19 protein-coding genes are annotated in these 20,952 nt (G+C 39.8%); 3 read left to right on the top strand and 16 right to left on the bottom strand.

Going from position 1 to position 20,952, the window contains the following annotated elements; all coding sequences use genetic code 11:
* Nucleotides 1–13 precede the first annotated feature (13 nt).
* The 3 genes from WJP93_RS10040 to WJP93_RS10030 form a co-directional block, all read right to left on the bottom strand.
* The gene (locus tag WJP93_RS10040; protein WP_337548087.1) at nt 14–1,540 is read right to left on the bottom strand and encodes a DNA methylase; all 1,527 of its coding nucleotides are present in this window, start codon (nt 1,538–1,540) and stop codon (nt 14–16) included.
* 1 nt (nt 1,541) lies between these two features.
* A complete protein-coding gene (locus tag WJP93_RS10035; protein WP_337548071.1) occupies nt 1,542–1,805 on the bottom strand; it encodes a hypothetical protein in 264 nt (87 codons plus the stop codon).
* A gap of 224 nt (nt 1,806–2,029) precedes the next feature.
* Nucleotides 2,030–2,353 carry an ATP-binding cassette domain-containing protein gene (locus WJP93_RS10030; protein ID WP_337548085.1) on the bottom strand — a complete coding sequence of 108 codons (324 nt, stop codon included), beginning with the start codon at nt 2,351–2,353 and terminating at the stop codon, nt 2,030–2,032.
* Between WJP93_RS10030 and WJP93_RS10025 the strand changes: the two genes are divergently transcribed.
* The gene (locus WJP93_RS10025) at nt 2,352–2,693 is read left to right on the top strand and encodes a hypothetical protein (RefSeq protein ID WP_337548069.1); all 342 of its coding nucleotides are present in this window, start codon (nt 2,352–2,354) and stop codon (nt 2,691–2,693) included. The two genes, WJP93_RS10030 and WJP93_RS10025, sit on opposite strands and share 2 nt — an antisense overlap.
* A gap of 111 nt (nt 2,694–2,804) precedes the next feature.
* On the opposite strand, the gene WJP93_RS10020 is transcribed toward WJP93_RS10025, so the two are convergent.
* The 3 genes from WJP93_RS10020 to WJP93_RS10010 are packed head-to-tail and all read right to left on the bottom strand — an operon-like array spanning nt 2,805 to nt 7,357.
* The gene (locus tag WJP93_RS10020) at nt 2,805–3,719 is read right to left on the bottom strand and encodes an ABC transporter ATP-binding protein (protein WP_337548068.1); all 915 of its coding nucleotides are present in this window, start codon (nt 3,717–3,719) and stop codon (nt 2,805–2,807) included.
* Nucleotides 3,716–6,100, bottom strand: a complete 2,385-nt coding sequence (locus WJP93_RS10015; RefSeq protein WP_337548067.1) for a hypothetical protein — start codon at nt 6,098–6,100, stop codon at nt 3,716–3,718. The genes WJP93_RS10020 and WJP93_RS10015 overlap by 4 nt, the downstream gene beginning before the upstream one ends.
* Nucleotides 6,101–6,151: 51 nt before the next feature.
* A complete protein-coding gene (locus WJP93_RS10010) occupies nt 6,152–7,357 on the bottom strand; it encodes a hypothetical protein (protein WP_337548066.1) in 1,206 nt (401 codons plus the stop codon).
* A 294-nt stretch (nt 7,358–7,651) separates the two neighbouring features.
* Between WJP93_RS10010 and WJP93_RS10005 the strand changes: the two genes are divergently transcribed.
* Both WJP93_RS10005 and WJP93_RS10000 read left to right on the top strand, forming a co-directional pair.
* Nucleotides 7,652–8,005 carry a hypothetical protein gene (locus tag WJP93_RS10005; protein WP_337548063.1) on the top strand — a complete coding sequence of 118 codons (354 nt, stop codon included), beginning with the start codon at nt 7,652–7,654 and terminating at the stop codon, nt 8,003–8,005.
* A gap of 14 nt (nt 8,006–8,019) precedes the next feature.
* The gene (locus tag WJP93_RS10000; RefSeq protein WP_337548083.1) at nt 8,020–8,802 is read left to right on the top strand and encodes a M56 family metallopeptidase; all 783 of its coding nucleotides are present in this window, start codon (nt 8,020–8,022) and stop codon (nt 8,800–8,802) included.
* Nucleotides 8,803–8,920: 118 nt separating this feature from the next.
* On the opposite strand, the gene WJP93_RS09995 is transcribed toward WJP93_RS10000, so the two are convergent.
* From WJP93_RS09995 to WJP93_RS09950, 10 genes are all read right to left on the bottom strand, one after another.
* Nucleotides 8,921–11,305, bottom strand: a complete 2,385-nt coding sequence (locus tag WJP93_RS09995; protein WP_337548062.1) for a hypothetical protein — start codon at nt 11,303–11,305, stop codon at nt 8,921–8,923.
* 22 nt (nt 11,306–11,327) lie between these two features.
* Complete coding sequence (locus WJP93_RS09990; RefSeq protein ID WP_337548060.1) at nt 11,328–12,218, bottom strand: ABC transporter ATP-binding protein; 891 nt, start codon at nt 12,216–12,218, stop codon at nt 11,328–11,330.
* Between the two features lie 48 nt (nt 12,219–12,266).
* Nucleotides 12,267–13,568 (bottom strand): hypothetical protein, encoded by a 1,302-nt coding sequence (locus WJP93_RS09985; protein ID WP_337548059.1) that lies wholly within the window; start codon nt 13,566–13,568, stop codon nt 12,267–12,269.
* 78 nt (nt 13,569–13,646) lie between these two features.
* Nucleotides 13,647–13,805: a hypothetical protein gene (locus tag WJP93_RS09980; protein WP_337548057.1), complete on the bottom strand. Its 159-nt coding sequence runs from the start codon at nt 13,803–13,805 to the stop codon at nt 13,647–13,649.
* A 278-nt stretch (nt 13,806–14,083) separates the two neighbouring features.
* On the bottom strand, nt 14,084–14,962 hold the full coding sequence (locus WJP93_RS09975; protein WP_337548056.1) for an ATP-binding cassette domain-containing protein: 879 nt from the start codon (nt 14,960–14,962) through the stop codon (nt 14,084–14,086).
* 16 nt (nt 14,963–14,978) lie between these two features.
* Nucleotides 14,979–17,249: a hypothetical protein gene (locus WJP93_RS09970; RefSeq protein ID WP_337548054.1), complete on the bottom strand. Its 2,271-nt coding sequence runs from the start codon at nt 17,247–17,249 to the stop codon at nt 14,979–14,981.
* Nucleotides 17,250–17,320: 71 nt separating this feature from the next.
* Nucleotides 17,321–18,532 carry a hypothetical protein gene (locus WJP93_RS09965; protein ID WP_337548052.1) on the bottom strand — a complete coding sequence of 404 codons (1,212 nt, stop codon included), beginning with the start codon at nt 18,530–18,532 and terminating at the stop codon, nt 17,321–17,323.
* A gap of 101 nt (nt 18,533–18,633) precedes the next feature.
* Nucleotides 18,634–19,035, bottom strand: a complete 402-nt coding sequence (locus WJP93_RS09960) for a hypothetical protein (protein WP_337548050.1) — start codon at nt 19,033–19,035, stop codon at nt 18,634–18,636.
* Between the two features lie 423 nt (nt 19,036–19,458).
* Nucleotides 19,459–19,878 carry a hypothetical protein gene (locus WJP93_RS09955; RefSeq protein WP_337548048.1) on the bottom strand — a complete coding sequence of 140 codons (420 nt, stop codon included), beginning with the start codon at nt 19,876–19,878 and terminating at the stop codon, nt 19,459–19,461.
* Nucleotides 19,879–19,979: 101 nt separating this feature from the next.
* Nucleotides 19,980–20,642: a hypothetical protein gene (locus tag WJP93_RS09950; protein WP_337548046.1), complete on the bottom strand. Its 663-nt coding sequence runs from the start codon at nt 20,640–20,642 to the stop codon at nt 19,980–19,982.
* Nucleotides 20,643–20,952 lie beyond the last annotated feature (310 nt).

Here is a 20,952-nt window from a genome sequence, read left to right as displayed (position 1 = left end):
CGTTTTTTACTGACTACGCTTTATGACCACCAATCTGCTCATTTCTCTCCTTTGCAGTTGCGCCGTCAAGCAGATTCATTCCTTTTAAAATCGCATTTTTTCCAAATTTCTTTTTAATCTGCAGCATTGCCTGCTGCATTTTCTTTTCCTTATCTAGCGCGGCTTTTTCTTCCTGTTCTTTTTTTTCTAATGCTTCATAATCTGTAAATAAATCAAGCTGCTGAGGCTTTTTTCTAGTCGGCTCTGAACCCTCTGGCACAACATGATTTGCTGTCAGACTAAGACGTCTCACAAGAAGATTTTGATCAATAATTGTATCGTAAAGCTTCAATACTGTCTCGGTTGCTAACTTTGCTGACGATGTAAATCGTCCTATATTGACACTGCCATGTGCGCTTTTTGGAATTTTTCTTCCATACCTATCTGTGACAATATCACCATGATACTGCTCACGGCGTTTTGGATCTGTTAAATTTTCAATATCATAGCCAATCGTTAAAACCATCTGATCAGTGACAAGACCTTTATCTACAAGCTGCAGCAAAAGCTGATCAGTCATTTCTTTTACAATCAAACGCGTTTTCTCTGCCGTATATGGGCAATGAAGCACCTGACCATTCTCTATGCTGCTTGACTGTGGACGATACGCCTTAATATGCGCAATCGTGCATGGCTCCCAGCCCCATGCATGATCAATTATAAGCTCCGCATTAACACCAAAAAGTCGGTACAGCAATTCTTCATTATGGAGCTGATTAATTTTACCAACAGAACACCTTGCCACATCTCCCATTGTAAACATTCCATTTTGTTCAAGCTTTTTCGCCGTCTGTGGACCAATTCGCCAAAAATCTGTGAGTGGGCGATGATCCCACAGTTTTTGTCTATAACTTTTTTCTGTAAGCATAGCAATTCTCACGCCATCACTATCTGCCTTAATGTGCTTTGCCTCGATATCCATTGCAATTTTAGCCAGATAAAGATTTGTTCCGATCCCTGCAGTAGCTGTAATTCCTGTTGTCTTTAATACATCTCGTATCATTTGACCTGCAAACTCATAAGCATTAAACCCTGTCAAAATCAGATACTGCGTGATATCGACAAATACCTCATCAATCGAGTACGCATGTATATCCTCAGGTGCCACATATTTTAAATAAATATTATAAATTTTTGTGCTGTACTCCATATATTTTGCCATACGCGGCGGTGCAATAATATAGTCAATCTGATACTCAGGGTGCAAATCAAGCTCTTTTGCATTGCTTGAAGATCCTTCAAATAATCTTTTTGGTGCCTGGAAACGTCTTCTGGCATTTGCCTGTTTTACCATCTGGACAACCTCAAAAAGCCTTGCTCGTCCTCCTATGCCGTACTTTTTCAACGACGGAGATACTGCAAGGCAAATGGTTTTTTCAGTAAGTGCGGCATCTGCCACAACAAGATTTGTGCAAAGTGGGTCAAGACCACGCTCAACGCATTCAACCGATGCGAAGAATGATTTTAGGTCAATGCAAAGGTATGTTTTATTTTCAGCCATTTTAGTCATTATACTGCTCCATTTCAATATATACTTCTGTTTGCTGTATTGATTTTTTCACTGTTTCTGTTACTGCTTCATCATACCCTCTAAGTGCAGCATATGCGCCAAACTGTGCAGCACGATCCGACAGCGCCATCTGTGGGTGACGCTTCGAGACATGATGTGGAAGATCTATGATATCAGCATATTGGCTGGCATATCTGCTGGCACGTTGATCCACTTGATTTTTTTCTACTTGATTCATTTGATCGTTACTTGACATCAATAGCTTTGCCTCCAGTCTTTGCATTGATGTCCAAAGTATAGCACTCTTTCTCGTGTCCGTCAAAGAATTGTTTGCCATTTTTAATGGTACAAGACCTTGATCTTATCTATTCTCCTCTATTTATTGGTTATTTTCATCATTGCTTGCATCTTCGCAAAATTTCCATTTTGTTCTAGCAATCTCTGATAGGTACCACTCTCTGCAATTCCACCATTTTCTATTTAATAAATTGCAGAAAATCCATCCATATACGAATCAAATATATCATGTGTAATCATAATTACGGTACATGACAGCGACAATATAAGCTTTACCATCTCATCGGTTGTCTCAATATCAAGAGAGGATGTCATCTCATCAATCAGAAGCGTATCACAATCACGAATAAGCGCCCGCGCAACTGCTATTCGTTTCTTTTGTCCTCCAGAAATATTTCCACCGCCCTCTGCCAACTCTGTGTTAATTCCATCTGGCAAAGAACTTACAAGTTCGGTCAACCCAACCTTTTCGATTGCAGACCATACTTCCTCATCCGAACAGCCAATGACAATTTCAGATATTGTTGCTATGAATCCAGACTACACGATCAACATGATCAAGCCAATTATTCGCAAGCTATCGAAACTTGAAATGGTCGAGGTCGCCGGAATCGCCTATCGGGGAACCTCTATCGCCAGAACCTTCAAACCAACCAAAACAGCTCATCTTGTTCTTCAAGATATTTTCCAACAGGAGTACCAGTCTTTCCGTGAGCTTTTTACGGATAACTCACTCTTGATATCTTTGGTAAAATCTGAATTTACAAAAAATCCAGAGAAGGAAGAAATTGATCGACTGGAAAGTATATTGGAAAACTTTAAGAAGAAGACTTCTGGGGGGGTATAAAATCTGGTCCATAGATGCGTTACTACAGAAATCGCAGATGCATTTTGCATTTAAAGTTCTGTAAAAAATATCAGGTCAAAATGAATCGGTCTGTTATTTTTTTCTATATTTTCAATTTTTATAAAGCTTATTATCTGCTTCCATTCGATATAAATATACATCTTCCAGTGTTGGGACAACCACCTTTTGCGTACCCCATCCAAATTGAAGCTGTTGTTCCTTCATCTGCTCACTTTCTGCGATTACGCGCACCAGAAGACCTTCCTTTGCGATATTCACATTGCTGACAAGAAGCACCTGTTCCAGCTGACTTAATTGATCTGACCGAATAATTACTTCCCAAACAAGCCCATCCATTTGTTCCACCAACTTTTCCGGTGTCTCTTTCTCCAACAATTTTCCGCCTCGCAGAAACAAGATTTCCTTTGCGATACATTCCACATCGCTGACTACATGCGTTGCGATCAGCACTATCTTATTCTCGGAAATGCTGCTGATATAGTTGCGAATACGAATACGCTCTTTCGGGTCTAGACCTGCCGTTGGCTCATCCAGTATCAAAATCTGCGGTTCGTTTAGTAATGCCTGCGCAAGCAACACACGCTGCTTCATACCGCCAGAAAATCCGCCCAGTTTTCGATTTCTTGCCTTAGTCAGATTTACAACTTCAAGCAATTCCTCAATTCGTTTCCTCGACTCCTTTGCCTTCAGTCCTTTTAATGATGCAAAATAGCGCAAAAATTCTAGCGCAGAAAAACGATCATATAGACCCTGCTGTTGTGGCATGTAACCAAGCACATCACGGTAAGAAGCGCCCATTTTGGTCGCGCTAATACCGTTTACCAACATTTCACCCTCATCCGGCTCTAAATTTTGCGTAATCAGGTTCATTAAGGTCGATTTTCCAGCCCCATTTGGTCCAAGTAAACCATAAACGCCCGGCTCAAGCGCTGCCGAAAAATGATCGAGCGCTATTTTTCCTTTTTCATAGCTTTTTGTCAGATTTTTTAATTCCAGTTTCATCATCTTGCTCTCCTTTTTCTCTGATATGCGCGCCACGCGCCTGCTGTAAAAACAGATGCCACTGCTACAAGCAAAATTAGATATCCAATCTGTTCCCCAAAGCCTTGTTTCAATGTCTGCGTTCCAAACAGAAATACCTTTGCAAACCAAAGATCAAATATGTTTGACAACCCTGCTCCACTAATTACTACTGGAAGAACAAACAGTACAGCTCCCACTAACACCGCATACAGCCGGTTCTTCATCCGCACAGAAATCGACAAAAAACTAACCGCTGCACAGACCACACCCATCATCTGCATCACCGACGTCCACACCAAATATCCACGCACGGACAACTGTACATCTATTACTTGCGCCTGACGAATGCTTTGTAGCGGAACCTTCCATAAAGAAAAGTCATACATCTTTGATGCGGAAAACAAATGAATCACAGTAAATCCACCTGACACGATACATGCAATCACGACGCCCAACACATATTTTGCTACAAACAGCGGACGCCGTCCATTTTTCGTACAGAGAAGCATATTTTGCATCTCATTTTTGCGCTCTCCCGGGAAAATACCACTCAGTAATACGATTACTGCAAAAAGCAATACAGCGCCTCGATACTGATCCATACTGGCATTTTCAAACAGGTAACGCCCAATACTGTCATCCGTGAAAAACAGCTGAAGATCATGTGCTTCGCTCCAATTTACCAATGTATCTGCCTGTTCAATTGCACGCGTCAGTCCTGCTTCATTTTGCAGCATATGATCAATCATCGCACTAATTGACGCATACTGCTCGTTTGAAACTTCCTTTTTCTTCCATTTTTCAGTTAATTCGGCCTGACGCTGCCTTAGTTTATCAAATTGCTCCTTTTCCTGCTGCAATGCTTCTATCAGCGTCTGGTCTGCAATCCCCTCATATTTTTTCGCATATTCATGGTAAATTTTCTCGGTCTGCCCTACTGTCACTGGTGTTGTTCGCATACCGTATACCAAAAGGATTGCCACTATTATCATCATCCACACTATGCCATTTTTTATCAGCTGTTTTCGCCATTCCTGACCGACTACACTGGATGGATACCAGAGTCGTTCCCTTGCGGCTTCAATCCACTTTTGAATTTGCCCTGATGCGACTCTTAGCTTTCCCGGAATCCGTCTTCCTAGAAGACCACTGTCTGCTACACAGCCAATTACCACTACAAGCTGAAAGCAGCTATTCGCTGTCAACGCATTCACCGGTTTTCCGAACAAATTTATATTCCAATAACTTTCATATAATTGCGAACTCAAAAACCAGGCAACTGGATTTAAAAAATGAATCCACGAGTTTGCTGCGATCTCCGATACCTTCCAATAGCCCACAGCGCACAGCACCGCGCAAATACCGACTACCGCCAACACCGTCATTGTCGAATAAACCGATAAGAATAAGCATAGCATGAATGCCGTCAAGACAAGCACTGCAATTAAATGTCTCAGATAATAGTCGAGCAGATAGCCGCCCACTGTCAGTTGTCTTGCACTTTCATTTAATAAATTGACAGACTGCATCGGACGATTTAAATTTCCCATTCCATACAGCTTCCACGCGATTGCAACTTGACTCCCATACATAACAATTCCAAAAAGTAAAACCGCTGTCAGCGCTGTTGCAAATTTGGCAACAATCAGATAGCCATGTCCACGTCTACAGCTTCTAAGCAACCCAAACATATCATATGTGCGATCCTGAGATACCAAGACAATACAAATACCGAGTGCCAGTAAAATAAGAATTACTGATGAGATTTGTTCCTCCATCAGTGCTTCCACGCCCCAGTTCATACCAATTTCAAGTTTCGTTCCCTGTAGCTTTGCAAAATCTTCTACCGTCTTTTTGCCCTGTGCTTCCGCATACGGACGTCCTTCATAAAACGAACTGTCCTTCATCTGTTTATACTGTGCCTGAATGGATTCCAAATACGCCTGATACCCGCTGACATTTTGATATTGTTCAAGAAGTTCTGATATTACCTGTATTTTTGTCGTAAGCGCCAGTGGATTCTCCTCATATCCAGCCTGTCGATATTCGTCCAAGATATTTGGATTCTCCTCCACAAACCCTTGCAGAAGCCCCTCATCCACTTCCCCATTCAACGCAATCTGCACAAACTGAAAATTAGAAAGCATATTTAGCTGATCAGTCAAACATTCCTGTGCCTGCTCATTTGTCATATTCGCGGTTTCTTTCTGATACTTTGCAAAAAGAGGAACCGCTGCCACACGATCTTTCTTCTCTGTATACTGAGTATTAAGAAATAGACCAACATCTACAAAAATAAGCAATATCGCAATTCCGATCAACCATCTTTGACGCAGAAGCTTTTTCCATTCCGCTCTTATCATTTTTCTCCATCACCTCTCTGCCCTTGTAATCCATAATCAAACACCTACCAATCAGCGTTCAAAAGAATTTCCATTCATTCCCTTAGTCAACTGAATTAGCGTAGCTTCCTGTGTTGCAATTTTATCGCGTTCAATCACACCTATTACGTCCTGTGAAACATTATCTTGTACCTGCTCCCAGTATACAAAAGCATACTTTTCATCTGCACTTACGATATCCACATCATCATACGGATACAAATCAATTTTCTGCACAAACGTTCCATTGTGATCATAAATTTCAAACCAATTTTCATTCTCATTATTACGATCTGGCCATGTATATCCATACAAATCATCCCATTTATATACCTTTCTAGGGAACTCTCCTACAAATTGAGCTTCATCCTCCAGATCAAAGCCTTTTTCCCATACTTTACGAATCTCCGCCTTTGAATCATAGTAAGTCAAATAAATTTCATCCTGATAAATATTCTGAATGCTTAATAAAACATCTTCCTTCTTATACTCATCAGGATTCGTTATCCATTCCTCTGCTTGTGGCTGATACAAATATAAATTTGTTCGCATAGGCAATTTCTCAAAGTCAATGCTGTCCTCATTTGTCCAGTCAATAATTTCTTCACATCCATTCTCACTTACATATAACCAATCTCCGATTCCCTGCAACGTATCTATATATCCACTATACAAATCACTTTGCCAAATCTGTTTGTTATCCTTTCCGTCTAATGACATCTGCCATATCGAAAACTGATAATTTCCATCTTCCTGTGCATCTTCCATGGTATAGTAAATCTTGTCTTGAAATATCGTATAGTTTACCGAACCTGCCTCTGGAATTTCTGCTATAATCTCCTTACCTGACCCATCCTTTTCCACTCTCCATATTGGCATCATCTTTTCCCCGGTCCTTGAATCTTCTCTTGGCCATGTAGAAAGCACATAGAATCCATCTTCTACTTCGTACATTTTTCGAGATGCATCTCGAATCATCGCAACGCAATCCTCTGTTGTATGACTGCAATTAGGACGACTACACAATGGCACAGCCTGTTTTGTAACATCACCATTCCAAAAATATAAATGACCACCACATAAGAAATAATATCCATTATCAGCTGGAAGCACATAGTTAAGCCCTCCATTTTCTGCATTAAAACTTTCTTTTCCAAATGCAATCTGTGTCATTGTCATGCCCATTCCCACTATTGCTGCGACGGCAAACATTCTTCTCTTAAATTTTGTTTTTTCCATAAACTCTCCTTTTTTTGATTCTCAATTAACCACTAGTTTTATCACTGCCGGTATCGCTGCAATGATGATTACCTTAAAAAATACTTTTTGTTCCCAGATTATTTGCAAATTTCTCTTATTCAAAGTATAATATTGCCTGTATGTTTTGTCAATAACTTTGCGTTGTTTGTTTAATTCTATTCGGTAGCACAGTGATTTTTCAGTAGCTTTGCCTTCCTTCTGTATTACTTTTGACAGATAGCCAACTTTGCGATAAAATACAAATATTGACTTGTACATTGGGAGGATTTTTCAATGAGATTGGAGTTTGAGTCTTTCATTACCACCCTTCTGGCATCTTTTTTACTTTTTCTAATTGCCTGTTTTTTGTTCGTTCGTTCAAAACGAATTCTTACGATTGGTTACCATACTCTGACTGTCGTTTGTGTGCTTTCCGTTTTACGATTGCTTTTTCCGTTTGAATTTTCTTTTGGCAGTAACTTACACTTAAATAAAATGGCTACTCATATTGTTGTTATTTTTAGAAGAAAACATATGCTTCTTTCAACTATTACGTTTTCATTATTTGATATTGGAATCCTTGTTTGGATGTTGGGTATCATAATTGGTTTGTATATATTAAAACTTATAAAAGAGATCATTTTTTAATTCATAGCTTAGGGGTGAACGTCTCTAATAATGATCGGTATTCCAAGCTTTTAACTTGTGCTTGTCAGTATTATCATTTAAACCGAAGTTTTGATATTTATGAAATTGATGAACTCTCTAGCCCTATGATTTTTTCTATACGCAAACCAACGATTTTGTTGCCAGCCCAAAATCAATATACTGACCAAGAACTTATTTTCATTTTTCGACACGAGGTAGGCCATTTCTATTATCATCATCTGCTGTACCATTTTGGGGTCGAACTATTTTCAATCGTATATTGGTGGAACCCGCTCAACAAATATATTAAAAAGCAAATTGACACGTTATTGGAAATGAGTATTGATCATAGTTTTTCTTCATCCGCAGATGAAACAATCGCTTACCTCAATTGTTTATTGAAAGTGAAAAAGCAGTCTGCACAGCAACAACTATTCCCAAAGCTGAATTCTTCACTTTCCATGAACAATCTTCAGGAGAGTATGTTGGAAAAGCGATTTCAGCTTTTAACGCACTCACAGAAGCGCCAGCATTTTCTTTCTGTTTTTGTGGTTGTCATTAGTGTCAGCATTTATCTTTTTTCTTATTATTTCACTTTACGAGGCGTTTCCACCCCATCTGAAGCAAAAAATAATGAGATTTTTACCTTAACTAATGAAAATTCTTATGGAATCTCAAATGGCGATGGGACATATGACCTTTATCTTTATGGAGAATATATCGAGACTGTTGATTCTCTCATGGGGTATGATTACGTTCCTATTTATAACAGTTTAGAGGACGTTCCGCAAAATTAACCAATATATTGCCAATATTTCGTTTTCATCTCAAACGCATAACAGACCGGAATCAACCGACCTGTTATGCGTTTGATATTACTTTCTTTTCTTATTTACGTCCAAATACAAAATCCTATCATCTGCCTGTCCGAATCTCCGCATCCCAGAAATAAAAGACGATTTTCATATCTATAAGCAAGACAATCACCGCTTCCATATAATAACGCGCTGTTCCTCCATTTGCAAAAATAAGCTCTGGAAGAAACAGCCCCAGCCATGTCCATGTTGACAGATCAATCCCCAGCCAATATAAAAAGCATGGCATCAGAAAGAACAAAAAACAAAGAATTGCTGCCGATGCAGGATTTAAACGATAGGCAAGCAGCGAAACGACGATGCAAACACTGATAACCGTAAAATACTGCAATATAGTTTTTATTAAAAAGGCATGACGAATTGAAATCGAAAGTTCAAACTTTTCATAACCGATAACGGTATTTAAGGATAGTTCCATTGGAATGCGCTCGATATTTTTCAATAATACAGAATCATACGGTACATACAAAATTGCAATGATCACAGATGCCAGCACTACCATCTGCATCAGCTTACACATGGCAACCGGGCGTTTTCCAAGCTTTGTACTCTGCAAAAGGAGGCTACTTTCGGCTTGTCGTTCAATGCCAAATAACGCAGTCGCACCCAGAAGAAAAACAGCAGCAAAAATCATTGCAAAAATTGCCTGTTTCTTATTATCCTGAAACAAATAGGCTAACTGGTCAACATCTACGAATCCAGCCTCTTCTCCCAGCGAAAGATGCTTTTCAATCACCGCAGCCTGCTCCATTACACGCTGGAAGCCTTTTTTTCTGGTATCGCTCAAAAGCTGGCGATACATCTGCCATTTTTCATATTCGTCCTCTGAGAGTTCTCCCTGTTCGTACTGCTGTCTCTTTTGAACGGCTTCTTCATCTTCCATATTTAAGAGTTGCAGTTCCTGTTGCAGGTAATCTCTGCTCTCCTGCGTGTACGCTCCGCTTAACTTCTCGATATAATATTGATATACTTGTTGATCTGTATTTCCTTTGTGTGACTCAATATCCGGCAACAGGCGAGTACTGAAAAATAAAAGTAAGACAATTATAACTGCCATTGCGCCCAATTTGTATAGTTTATAGCCTTCATGCCAAAATAATCCCCTATGCTGTGCACAAAGCTTTGCCATGCTATTTGCCACTAATTGAAAACAACGAGGCAGCTTTCCTGATTCTCTCGTCTCTTTGCTGAAACTAATGCAGGACACCACTGGCAGTAGAATGATACCACAAAGCACAAGCAGCAGCTTTCCTGTTACCACAGAAAATGGCTGTGATAAAATGTTGAGATTATGATACTCACAAAACCATGCCTTCGCATCAATCACAGCTGCCAGATTCAAATATTTTAACGAATTCCATTTGGATACACTGTTAATCTGCTTGTAGGCAAGATATTCCAGACAAATAACTACCACACATGCGCTCGCTGCAATGCCAAATCGCCATCTTCTTGTAAGCATTGCCATGATAACGGATGCATAAAACAATGCAGCTAACACCTTAACGGCTAAATAAAGAATCAAATATTGCTGTATGCTTATGGGATATGGGCAATTGCGAAAGCTTGGAATGGAAATGAGCGCCAACGTCATATCTCCCATTCCATACATCAAAATGGCAAGTACAATCTGACTTCCATATAACAAAATGGCAAGCAACACTGCAAAGAAAAAATAAACAATGGTCTTTGCCAATGCCATCTCCAGATGACCTCTTTTTGTGCTTCCAAGCAGTTGATACAGCCCCGCCTCTTTTTCTTTCCGAAAAATTGCCCAGCCTAGAAACAACAGCAATCCAGGCACAATAACATCTGCCAATGCGCTGTCTGACCATGCATCTGCCGCATCAGAATAAGTTAACCCCGGCTGTACTGAACTCATCTTTTCATACGCTTCTGCGGTTTTCTGTATGTTTTTCTGAGAAAAAGAATCCACATCCGAAAACAATGATAGCCTTGACATGGACTGTGCCTGTGTTTTTACGCTCTCCAAAAACTCCTCATAGGATATTACATAATTGACGCGTTCCAATAGTTCAGTAAATGCCTGATACTTCTGCTGTGTCTGCTGTATATCTGCCTTTTCGTTCGCGTTTTCCTTAAGGCGTTTATTCCAATCAACCTCTGGTGTATTCATCTGTAACAGCTCAAATGCCATATCGGAATCTCCATATGCTGCTGAGAGCAGAAAACTTTGCCATGCACTTTCTTCCTGTAGCCATTGTCTGGCTGTCTCTGCATCCATTTCCTCTACTGTTGTAAGTGCAGCCTCATAATATTCCTGATAGGATGCATTCTGCTGCCAAGAGTGACTATCGGCATTTTTCCACTGATATCCAATCACAATACACATACTCAATACTACTACCAACAGCACGCTTTTATCCGATATCAGTTTTTTCCATTCATACCATACCTGCTTCATACGTAACTTCCCCCATGACACATTATTTGTCTTTTTCTCTTTTTGCTTCTGATGTCATGTGATACAAATATACTTCTTCCATGCCTGCCCTTACTGCATGCTTTTCTCTTTTGATTTCTTCGTCGGTTCCAACTGCCCGAACGATAATGCCTTCTTTGCCCACTGACAAATTGCTTACCAGATATTCTTTTTGTATTGACATCACTTCATTTTCCTGTGCCACAAACTCCCAAACTAGTCCATCCATTTCTGCAATCAGTTTTGGGATCTCATCTTGACGGACAATTTCGCCGCGTTTGATCAGAATCATCTCCTTTGCAATACACTCAACATCGGAAACGACATGCGTTGCAAAAATTACAACGCATTCTCTTGACAGTTCACTGACAAAATTACGAATGTTGATTCGCTCTTTCGGGTCGAGACCCGCTGTCGGCTCATCTAACACCAAAATATCCGGACTATTCATAACAGCCTGTGCAATTAGCAGACGCTGTTTCATACCGCCAGAATATCCGCTGATCTTTCGATCTGCTACTTCTGTCAAATTCATCTGTTCCAACAGATCGTTAATCTTGTGTTTTGCTTCCCGATGCGATAACCCCTTTAGCGTTGCCATGTACCACAAAAAGCGCCGCCCGGTAAACTGATTATACAGCCCCTGCTGCTGTGGCATATAGCCCAAGCGATCACGATATTCTCTGCCTAATTCCTTGATATCGCTTCCATTAAACAGTACCTTGCCACCTGACGGCTGCATATTTCCGGTAATGATTTTCATCAACGTGGATTTTCCGGCTCCGTTCGGGCCAAGCAGTCCGTAAATTCCCGGCGTAAGCGTCAGCGAAATTCGATTCAATGCAGTTTTCTTATTCGGATAAGTATGTATTACATCTTTTATTTCCAGTTCCATCTTTTCGCTCTCCCATCTGCATCCGTTTGGGTAAACACACCTGTATTATTACGGCTCCATACAGTTAAATGTTGCTCCATTCTCAAAAAAATCCGACTTTTTCACCCAATATACACTATTTGCTCCCCCATCCAACTCAGAGCACTGATAAAATAAATATTTCTCATCCACACCGATGCACTGGAAAAGTGGCATTCCCGGTAAGCTAACTGCAGCTTCCAGTTCTCCACTCTCCTTATTAAAAGCTGCAACAATCGGATCAATCTCAGTCATTCCATATACATACAAGTACGCATCATCTACAGAAATCCAACTATATAAATTACCTGTTATATTGGCATCAAAGCCAAAGTTTTTAAGAGAATCCAGTGTCAACATCTTGCCTTCCGCTGTTGATTGAAGCATCGCATTTACATACTCTACACATAAACCATCATTTTTTAAGGTACACTCAAAAAATTCGCCATCCTCAGTCGGTAGAAACATACTCTGCCAGTTTATTTCTCTCTCCTGTGCTTCTTTTGTCTTTGTATCATAAATAATCAAGCTAGAATCTTCTGTATCTGCAAGTTTTGTCTGAATATACACAAATTCTCCATATGGATATATACGAAGTACTGCATCCATACTCTGAAGTGTTACAATTGTCTCTGGATCGTTTTCTCCTAACTCAAGACGTTTAACAGTTTCAGTTCCAATCAATGTTTCTGGATCAGTTTCTCTTGATATATAATATAAACTGCCGTGATGAAACGCAAAACTATATGCATTTTCTATGTGATAATCTACTTGCTCGCGACTACTTCCATCTGGTGCAAGTTCCAACAGATATTCCTTTTCACGATAATCTGCATTAATATCCTTGTCAAAATAAACGGATGATGCATTTGCATATAGCTTACCATCATAATATTGCAAGCCATCGTTTACACTACCATATGCTACATATGCCGTACATTCACTTCTCTTTTTGCTGTCTGTTTCCTTATTATGAAGACAATCTGGACGATTACACAGTGCAATTAATGTCTGTGTTTCAAAATCACAGTAATACACAAAATCGCCCAATCTAACATAATATCCCTTCGGTCCCCTAGCAAATGCAGAAACCGTATGGGCAGTTTGATAAGACCAGTTCCAGTCTTTTTCCAAATCAAAGCTGCTATTCTTTTTTAATTCTACTGAAAAATCATCATTATAATTTTCTACAACAAGTGTATAATTACTTTCCTCTATCGTACGCTCTGTTGTTTTTTCTTCAGCAAATCCATAAAGGGGTGGGGCTACTACTGTGGTCAGAAAAGACAGAATTACCATTCTTTTCATCATTTTTTTGATATTCTTTTTCATAGAGATTCTCCCTTACTAAATAATCGTGACAATAAAAATTGTCCCGACATTTATTTTATTTGATTTATTTCGTTTAATTTACTTTGTTGCCGTGGTTTCTACAGTCCAGCTATTTACTGAATGAATACCTCTTCCATGATGAATATTGCTTCCAGACGCAACTGTGGATACTTCCATCTCTCCTGTGTAATTTGCCACATTATTCGTACTTGTTTTCTGTACTCCATTCGGATACATATAAGCAGTTGCTTTCGCATAAATGTATGAACTATTTGCTGGAACACACTTTGTTGTTGCAACCACACTAGATGCAGTTCTTGTTTTATATTAAATATAGTAGCTTATTTTTCTTTATTTGTCAATTATTTGTCAAGCTGCATTTATGTTACACTGTAGACTTGTCATTCCATACATTAATTATCACACAGTTTGGGTAGATATGACCCCTAGGGTATTATCCGTCCCTTATCATCAATTTGAACACTGAAAATAGAATACACATTTTTATTCATGCATTACGCATTCTGACCAAAATAGTACAGATACGCATCATCCAGACTCACACCTGTTTCTCGCTCCCGGTAACACTCTGGTGCATATTCTGCCAAAATTCGCATCCAGATGCCGGTGTGCTCTTTCCGAATACTACAAACACGATATTGCTTTCTCACCTGCTCAACCATTTCCTCTGGCACACAGATTTCATGTACGAGCGATGCAATGGATTCCATAATCGCTTCCGGTGAATCGGCAATTCGGATTGTTCCGCTATCCAGCACAATAATCTCCTTTGCAATGTACTCGATATCGCTAATCACGTGCGTCGCTAACAGCACAATCTTATCAAATGCCTGCTCCGCAATCAGATTGCGAAATCGAATGCGTTCCCTCGGGTCTAATCCTGCTGTCGGCTCATCCAATATTAAAACACGCGGATTATTTAAAAGCGCCTGCGCCAGCAAAAGACGCTGCTTCATACCACCAGAGTACTCCCGAATCTTTTTATTCTTCACATCATCCAGATTTACAAGTGTCAAAAGTTCTGTTGTCCTTTTTTTCGCATCGGACCGTTTCATCCCCTTGAGTGCTGCCATATACCATAAAAACTGCACGCCTGTAAATGCTTCCGCTAGTACCTGCTGCTGTGGCATGTAGCCCAATACGGCACGATACGCTGCGCCAGACTTCCAGATCTCTTCCCCACAATAGCTCACCGTTCCAGATGTTTGTCTCAAATTCTGAGTCAAAATGTTCATTAACGTACTTTTTCCTGCTCCATTTGGGCCAACAAGTCCATACACACCCGGCGTTAAGACAAGCGAAACTTCATTGAGCGCACGCTTGTCATTTCCATAGATTTTTGTTACCTGCGAAATCGTCAGCTCACTTTCCATCTTCTCTTATCCTCTCTCATTCTTTCTTATCATTTCTTATCTTCGCTTCTTTCCTATTCTGTCCAACTACGTGCCCTGTGCAAAATACACGCTCTGCGCAAACAAACGATACCATTGCTATTCCAAGACAAGCAACTACGTAAGCAGATTCACCAGATATCGAAGCAGAACTTAACTCCTGCACATACAAAAAGCAATGATCAAAGGTCACTCGGCTAATCTCCGGCTGAAACAAAGCCACTGCCATCGGCAATACCGTTACAGAAAAGCCCACACCAAAGCCTAGCCCTTTTTTTGAAATTCGAGTAAACAAAAAAAGCAATACAGCTGTCACAGTAATCATTCCTACTGCAATATAGCAGACATCTATCATCATTGCCTGTGCAAATGAGATCTTTATGGAAGCCCATTCATAAATGCTTGCATTTTGTATAAGCAGCTGCAATGCACTCGGATTCCACAATACCCATTTACGCGTCAGATAACACAAAAAGACAGTCAGATATAAGATTAGAGAATACCCCAGCGAAAGCAGACATTTTCTGCGATACAGCACGCCTCGTCCTTTTTTGCAAGTTCTTAATACCACACGCATAGGCGCATCACCAGACACAATAAAGGAAATACCAATGCACTGAAACAGCAGACAGATCACTGCATAAATTACCTTTTCGTTTGAATTGTGAAATACGGATTCAACCATATTTTCATCCACAATGCCAACCGTTTCCACTGCATTTCCCCGCTCATACAGCGATCTGGCACGTTCATTCTGGTCTGTTATCTGGCGAAATGCCTCTCGTTTTGACCATGGCACCTCTTTCATGTCCGATAATCGTTCCCCTTCCTCTTGAACAAATTGATCGGTCTCTTCACTCCAGCTTCCTCCTACTGTCATCAGATAGCTCTGATAGGTTACTGTTTGCTCATCCTGAATCGGTGCCTCAAGATTTTGTAAACATACAAATGTACAAATCACTGCTGCAATATATAACAGTACACCACGAAACGTTACTGCAAACTGATAGCAGGTATGAAAAAATACACTTGTATGCCCGACTAAGACATGCTCCACAAAACGATTCCACAGTCTGTCAACACCGGCAACTCGTAACTTTCTGAGTTGTCGTTTGCCCTGATTCTTTGCGCCTGCAATCCATGCAAGAAACCAACAGCCAATGCTTCCCACAACCCAATAAATGATTATGATTGGAGCCAGCGGTATTGCTTTCTCTCCAAGCGCCAACACTTCATAATGACCAAACCACGCCGAACAATCAAACACTGCCGCCAGATTCACCTTCTTGAGCCACACGGTAGAGGCAAGTACGGGCAGCTTCTGATAACGCCATACACTTATCATATAAAGCAGAATCGAAAAGACATACCCGCCTGTCATACTTCCTGCCACGGTTGTTACTGCTGAAAAAAATAAAATGACAAACAAAGCAGCTATGAACTTTCCAATATACGCCAATACTAAGAATTGCCCACAGGTAAGCGAAAGGGAACAATTTCGGAATGCCTCAATTGATTGAACCGGAGCCGACCAACCATCCGTTCCATACAAATAAAACGCCAGAAGAATTAAGCTCACATAGGTAATGATCGTATAGCAGGTGCCATAAAACAATGCACTCACAAGCTTCACTGCTGACAAACGATATCTTCCGCATTTGCAAGAGCGAATCATTTTTCTCTGATCACCATCGCTTAACAGGATTGATGTTGAAAGAAGTAACAAGCTCACAACCACAATATAATCTGCCGCCTGATAGTCAAACAAGCCCGAAAATCCTTCTGATACAAGCAGCTCCAATTGGGTACCTTTCAATTTTTCAAATGCTTCCCACGTTTTCTGCGCACGATTTACCGTAAATGGGTCCTGCTTAAAAATGGAGATTTGACTACTCTTTGCTGCCTGTGCTTCCATCTGATTCAGAAACTTTTCATATGAACTGACATATTGTAAACGGTCCCGAAACCAATACAAGATGGTACCCTGCCGATTCCATTCCTTCTCCAATTCCTCAAAATCCGCTGTATCCGTCTGCGGCGCCATCGTAGCCTGAATGAGTTGATCCTGTTTTTCTGCTACATAGGCCTGTGCCTCTTCCACATCGGAAAATGCCTGTGTCAGTTCAACAACATGTCCCCATTCTGACCGCAGCAAACGGTTTCCACGCTGACTATACACGAACACTCCAAGATTCAGCAAGAGTGCCAGTATCAAAATCACAATCAGCGAACGGTACTGCCAAAACTTTTTTATTTCATTCCACAGCATTCTTGCCTCACTTTCCGTTCTTTTCCGTTCATTTCCATCCATTTCATTCCGTTACGTGCTCAAATCCATGATTAAAAAATATCATTTGGAGCTTCTACAATGAGCTTTGTTACTGGTTCCTGTCCTGGAATCAGTGATTTCTTATCAAGTGCATACACCGTATCGCCTGTTGCCAGATAAAACAGGTAATTTTCATCGCCCAGTCCCCAGGCTAATATCGTCGGATTGATCATATCATACTCCCACATCAGTTCTCCTGTATTTTTGTCATAAATATATATGGTGCGCGTATGCTTCTCTCCGTTTATTATCGCCTCACATTGACCATCATCCAAATAGACATATTTGTCATCCATACCTGCAAAGAAAAACGAAGGTTTCGCAGTAAATAAAAGTTCTTCCTCACTTCCATCCAGGTTGCTGATAAACACATTTTTGCCTTCCTCTCTGTCATCATGTTCAAAAGCATAGGAATAAATCATCTTATCCTCATAGAATCCACGGACCATCATATTTACAGCGTCCTCATACCGATAAGGAAGCGCCGTTGCTTTTTTCTCTTTTAGATCATAGACATAACGCTGATAACATCCATCCTCACGCATCGTCGCAAAGTATGCATAATCCTTATATAAGTAAAAAGGCATGACAAATCCACTGTCGAACGCTACCTTTGATTCTGCTTTGTAGTCCGTCTCAAATAGTTCCTCAGCTTCTTCACTTCCATCTGCGATTTTTCGCCATAATTTTGAAACTTTATTCACATAGCCTTCTCCAAGCGGCTCTGCTTCTACGGTAGCATAGTACAGATACCCTTTATGGTAACGTGGACTCCAGCCTGATACATAATCATAATATTTATATTCATCATTTTTTTCACGATTTGTTCCATCTGCATCCATAACATACTGAATGATGCTTCGTCCATGTTCCCAGTCTACGCCAAATGTATACAGTTTTCCATCATAATAATCCAACAGATTCATTGAAGTATAGCCTACATACGCTTCGCACTCTCTTGCCTTTTCCCGATCTTCCTCATACTGGTGCATGCAATCAATTTTTGAGCATAACGGAGTTGCTTCATCCATTCCCTCTTCCCAGTAAAAAAGGAAGGAACCGATACAAAGATAGTATCCATTTTCGCCCTTTGCCATATACTCATGAGTAAACTGATACTCCGTATCCACTATTTCTTTTTCTTCTTTTACTTCATTGGCATATGCAGTACAGGATAAACATAAAATCAAGAATACATAATTAAGCTTATGCAAAAATTTCATATTTTTTCCTCCTAACTAAGGAAATAGAAAATATAGCCTGTCAATTTACCATAACAGTTTCCATATTTTCTATTCCCTGTCTGTCAATGTTATTATATTATTTACTTAACTGCACCTACATATCTTGTGCTTCCGTTCCAACTTGATCCATTCGCCGCTCCCAAATGTACTCCATCAATTGTTAATGGATAATAACTCGCATTAGGTGCATTAAATGATACTGATACATCTTTTGTTACCGTCGAATCAGAAGTCTGCGATTTAGTAGTAGAATTCTGTCCTCCCTGCTTCACAAAAACAGTAGTATTTTTTACATACACATATGCTGCTCCGCTAGAACCATAAGTTCTTACTTTTGACCATCCATTATAATTATTATTATAACTGATCACTCCAGTAAAGGTGCATCCTCCAGCACTTCCACTATCCGTTGTACCAGCCAAAGCTGTAACAGACATTAAAGCCGACATTGCAATTCCAAAAGCAATCCCCTTCATCTTCATAATAGATTTCCTCCTTAGAAAATTTCTTTGTTATTTGTTAGACGATGTTGAAAATTTTAATTCATACATCATCTTGCTGCACGGACGTTCAATATTCTTTGGCGCATTCACACCTAAGATTAATAAAAGCTTATTCCTAATCTTCTTATTGATCGTATTTTCTCAAACTTTGCTTACTTATCCTCCCATAGGAATTTACCTTCCTTTCTGTTTTACTTCCTGTTTTTTGTTAAATTTATTGTACTTTAAATTATAAGTTTTGTCAATAACTTTTTATTTTTATTTTTTCTTAACTTTATATTATAAAACAATCATTAAGTATTTTGCAGATTATTCTTAGCCACGCTTTACATTATTCTCCTCCTCTCCTTAAAAATCGACTTCTTCCTCTTCTTCTTTCTCACCCTCCTTCAACCAACCAGACTACTCAAACCGGATTTGACATTGCTCTTGTATTTCTTCTTTATACTCTTTTAGATCAACCACCTTGAAGTTCTCCAACATTCTTCGATGCTTTTGCTCTCTGCTTTGTTGAATCCCTTCCCAGATCTTTTTCCATCCCTCTATTATCTGCGCAATCATATGGCCGATTTGTATCAGATAATAGTGGTTCTTCGTTGCCTGATAGTTGTGACTGTAGCGATGTTCTAAGTTATATCCCTGCCTTTTCTGGGTGTTAAATCCTTCATTTTCTATTTTCCACCTTCTCCTTCCGTATTCGGCTACTTCTACTGCCTGACCTTTTTTTATTGGCAAATCAGTTATAAAATAAAACTTTTTCTCTGCTGCCTTTCCCTTTTCCTCTTTTTCTTTCGGGGCTTCTTCCTCCTCCCGATATTCCACAAAGTTTACTGAATATCCTCTATAATCAATCTCTGTCTCATGATTCCAACTGATCTTTTTTCCATTTCGGACTTCACTTCCCTCATTCTCTTTATACTTTTTCAGGCTTTCATACTCTTCATATATTGATGGAACGCTTCCTTAAAGCGCAGCAGATACTTCCAACCCTTCTCTTTACATTCTTTCAGAATTGTTTCACTTGCATACAGGCTGTCTGCACTGATACAAATCGGCAGCATTGGAAACTCTTCTTTTAGCCTTTTCATCAATCGCTTCGCCGCCGTCAACTCACAATCCTGTTTCTCTAATTCCTTTCCTTCATTATCAACAAACTCCGTCATTATACTTACTACTACGTTCTCTCTCAATATCAGCTTTGCCTCGAGAACGTAGTACAAATATTCCGTATATTTTTCTTCAGTTCCCTTATTATACACCTTATACAGACTTTTTCCATCCAGCTCTTTCCGGCTTGAGCACAAACCTGTCCCATCCATTACGATCTGCCAATATCGGTTACGAATTCGTCCCTCTTCAAACGCTCGACTTCGGATCAATCGTTTCACAAGTTCAATGATTATGTTTTGCAACTCATCAGGATTTATTCTCTTCAGATAATTGTTGATCGTTTCCCAGTATGGCAGTTCTTCCAATTCCTCATTACATAAGTAACCGATATTTTGAATTACTTTGTCGGAATTAAATTCTTCACTTGATTTTCTCATGCTGCTGATATAAAATACAGATGAAAGGATTCGTGTCATCAGGATTACTTTTCCTGAATACGTAATATAGCTCGCATTTCTTGGATCGTTTACTCTGGCTAATGCAGGTAACAATCCCGGAAAAAAGTGGTTAATGACTTTGGAGAGAGTAACTGCAAGTTTCAACTCTTTCAGGCGTTTACGGGTTTCTTTGCGAGTAGTTTTCTTTCTTGTTTTCTTGGTAAAAACCTCCTTCCTTGTTGGGTTTGCGAAAAAATAGTTTGTTTTGTCACTTCTATTATCGCTCAAATCCCCGAAAATGATATGCTACCCTCATATAGGACAATGAAATATAAAAGTCCTATATGGG

Source organism: Anthropogastromicrobium sp. (genome assembly GCF_037349415.1).
Taxonomy (GTDB): Bacteria; Bacillota; Clostridia; order Lachnospirales; family Lachnospiraceae; genus Anthropogastromicrobium; species Anthropogastromicrobium aceti.
The sequence above is the reverse complement of the archived record's forward strand: the minus strand, read 5'-3'. Positions and strand labels throughout refer to the sequence as shown.

What these genes read in the sequence shown, in the direction of transcription:
- WJP93_RS10040 (WP_337548087.1), bottom strand. Translation starts at nt 1,540, where the DNA reads ATGGCTGAAAATAAAACATACCTTTGCATTGACCTAAAATCATTCTTC.
- WJP93_RS10035 (WP_337548071.1), bottom strand. Translation starts at nt 1,805, where the DNA reads ATGTCAAGTAACGATCAAATGAATCAAGTAGAAAAAAATCAAGTGGAT.
- WJP93_RS10025 (WP_337548069.1), top strand. Translation starts at nt 2,352, where the DNA reads ATGACAATTTCAGATATTGTTGCTATGAATCCAGACTACACGATCAAC.
- WJP93_RS10020 (WP_337548068.1), bottom strand. Translation starts at nt 3,719, where the DNA reads ATGATGAAACTGGAATTAAAAAATCTGACAAAAAGCTATGAAAAAGGA.
- WJP93_RS10015 (WP_337548067.1), bottom strand. Translation starts at nt 6,100, where the DNA reads ATGATAAGAGCGGAATGGAAAAAGCTTCTGCGTCAAAGATGGTTGATC.
- WJP93_RS10010 (WP_337548066.1), bottom strand. Translation starts at nt 7,357, where the DNA reads ATGGAAAAAACAAAATTTAAGAGAAGAATGTTTGCCGTCGCAGCAATA.
- WJP93_RS10005 (WP_337548063.1), top strand. Translation starts at nt 7,652, where the DNA reads ATGAGATTGGAGTTTGAGTCTTTCATTACCACCCTTCTGGCATCTTTT.
- WJP93_RS09995 (WP_337548062.1), bottom strand. Translation starts at nt 11,305, where the DNA reads ATGAAGCAGGTATGGTATGAATGGAAAAAACTGATATCGGATAAAAGC.
- WJP93_RS09990 (WP_337548060.1), bottom strand. Translation starts at nt 12,218, where the DNA reads ATGGAACTGGAAATAAAAGATGTAATACATACTTATCCGAATAAGAAA.
- WJP93_RS09985 (WP_337548059.1), bottom strand. Translation starts at nt 13,568, where the DNA reads ATGAAAAAGAATATCAAAAAAATGATGAAAAGAATGGTAATTCTGTCT.
- WJP93_RS09980 (WP_337548057.1), bottom strand. Translation starts at nt 13,805, where the DNA reads ATGTATCCGAATGGAGTACAGAAAACAAGTACGAATAATGTGGCAAAT.
- WJP93_RS09975 (WP_337548056.1), bottom strand. Translation starts at nt 14,962, where the DNA reads ATGGAAAGTGAGCTGACGATTTCGCAGGTAACAAAAATCTATGGAAAT.
- WJP93_RS09970 (WP_337548054.1), bottom strand. Translation starts at nt 17,249, where the DNA reads ATGCTGTGGAATGAAATAAAAAAGTTTTGGCAGTACCGTTCGCTGATT.
- WJP93_RS09965 (WP_337548052.1), bottom strand. Translation starts at nt 18,532, where the DNA reads ATGAAATTTTTGCATAAGCTTAATTATGTATTCTTGATTTTATGTTTA.
- WJP93_RS09960 (WP_337548050.1), bottom strand. Translation starts at nt 19,035, where the DNA reads ATGAAGATGAAGGGGATTGCTTTTGGAATTGCAATGTCGGCTTTAATG.
- WJP93_RS09950 (WP_337548046.1), bottom strand. Translation starts at nt 20,642, where the DNA reads ATGACACGAATCCTTTCATCTGTATTTTATATCAGCAGCATGAGAAAA.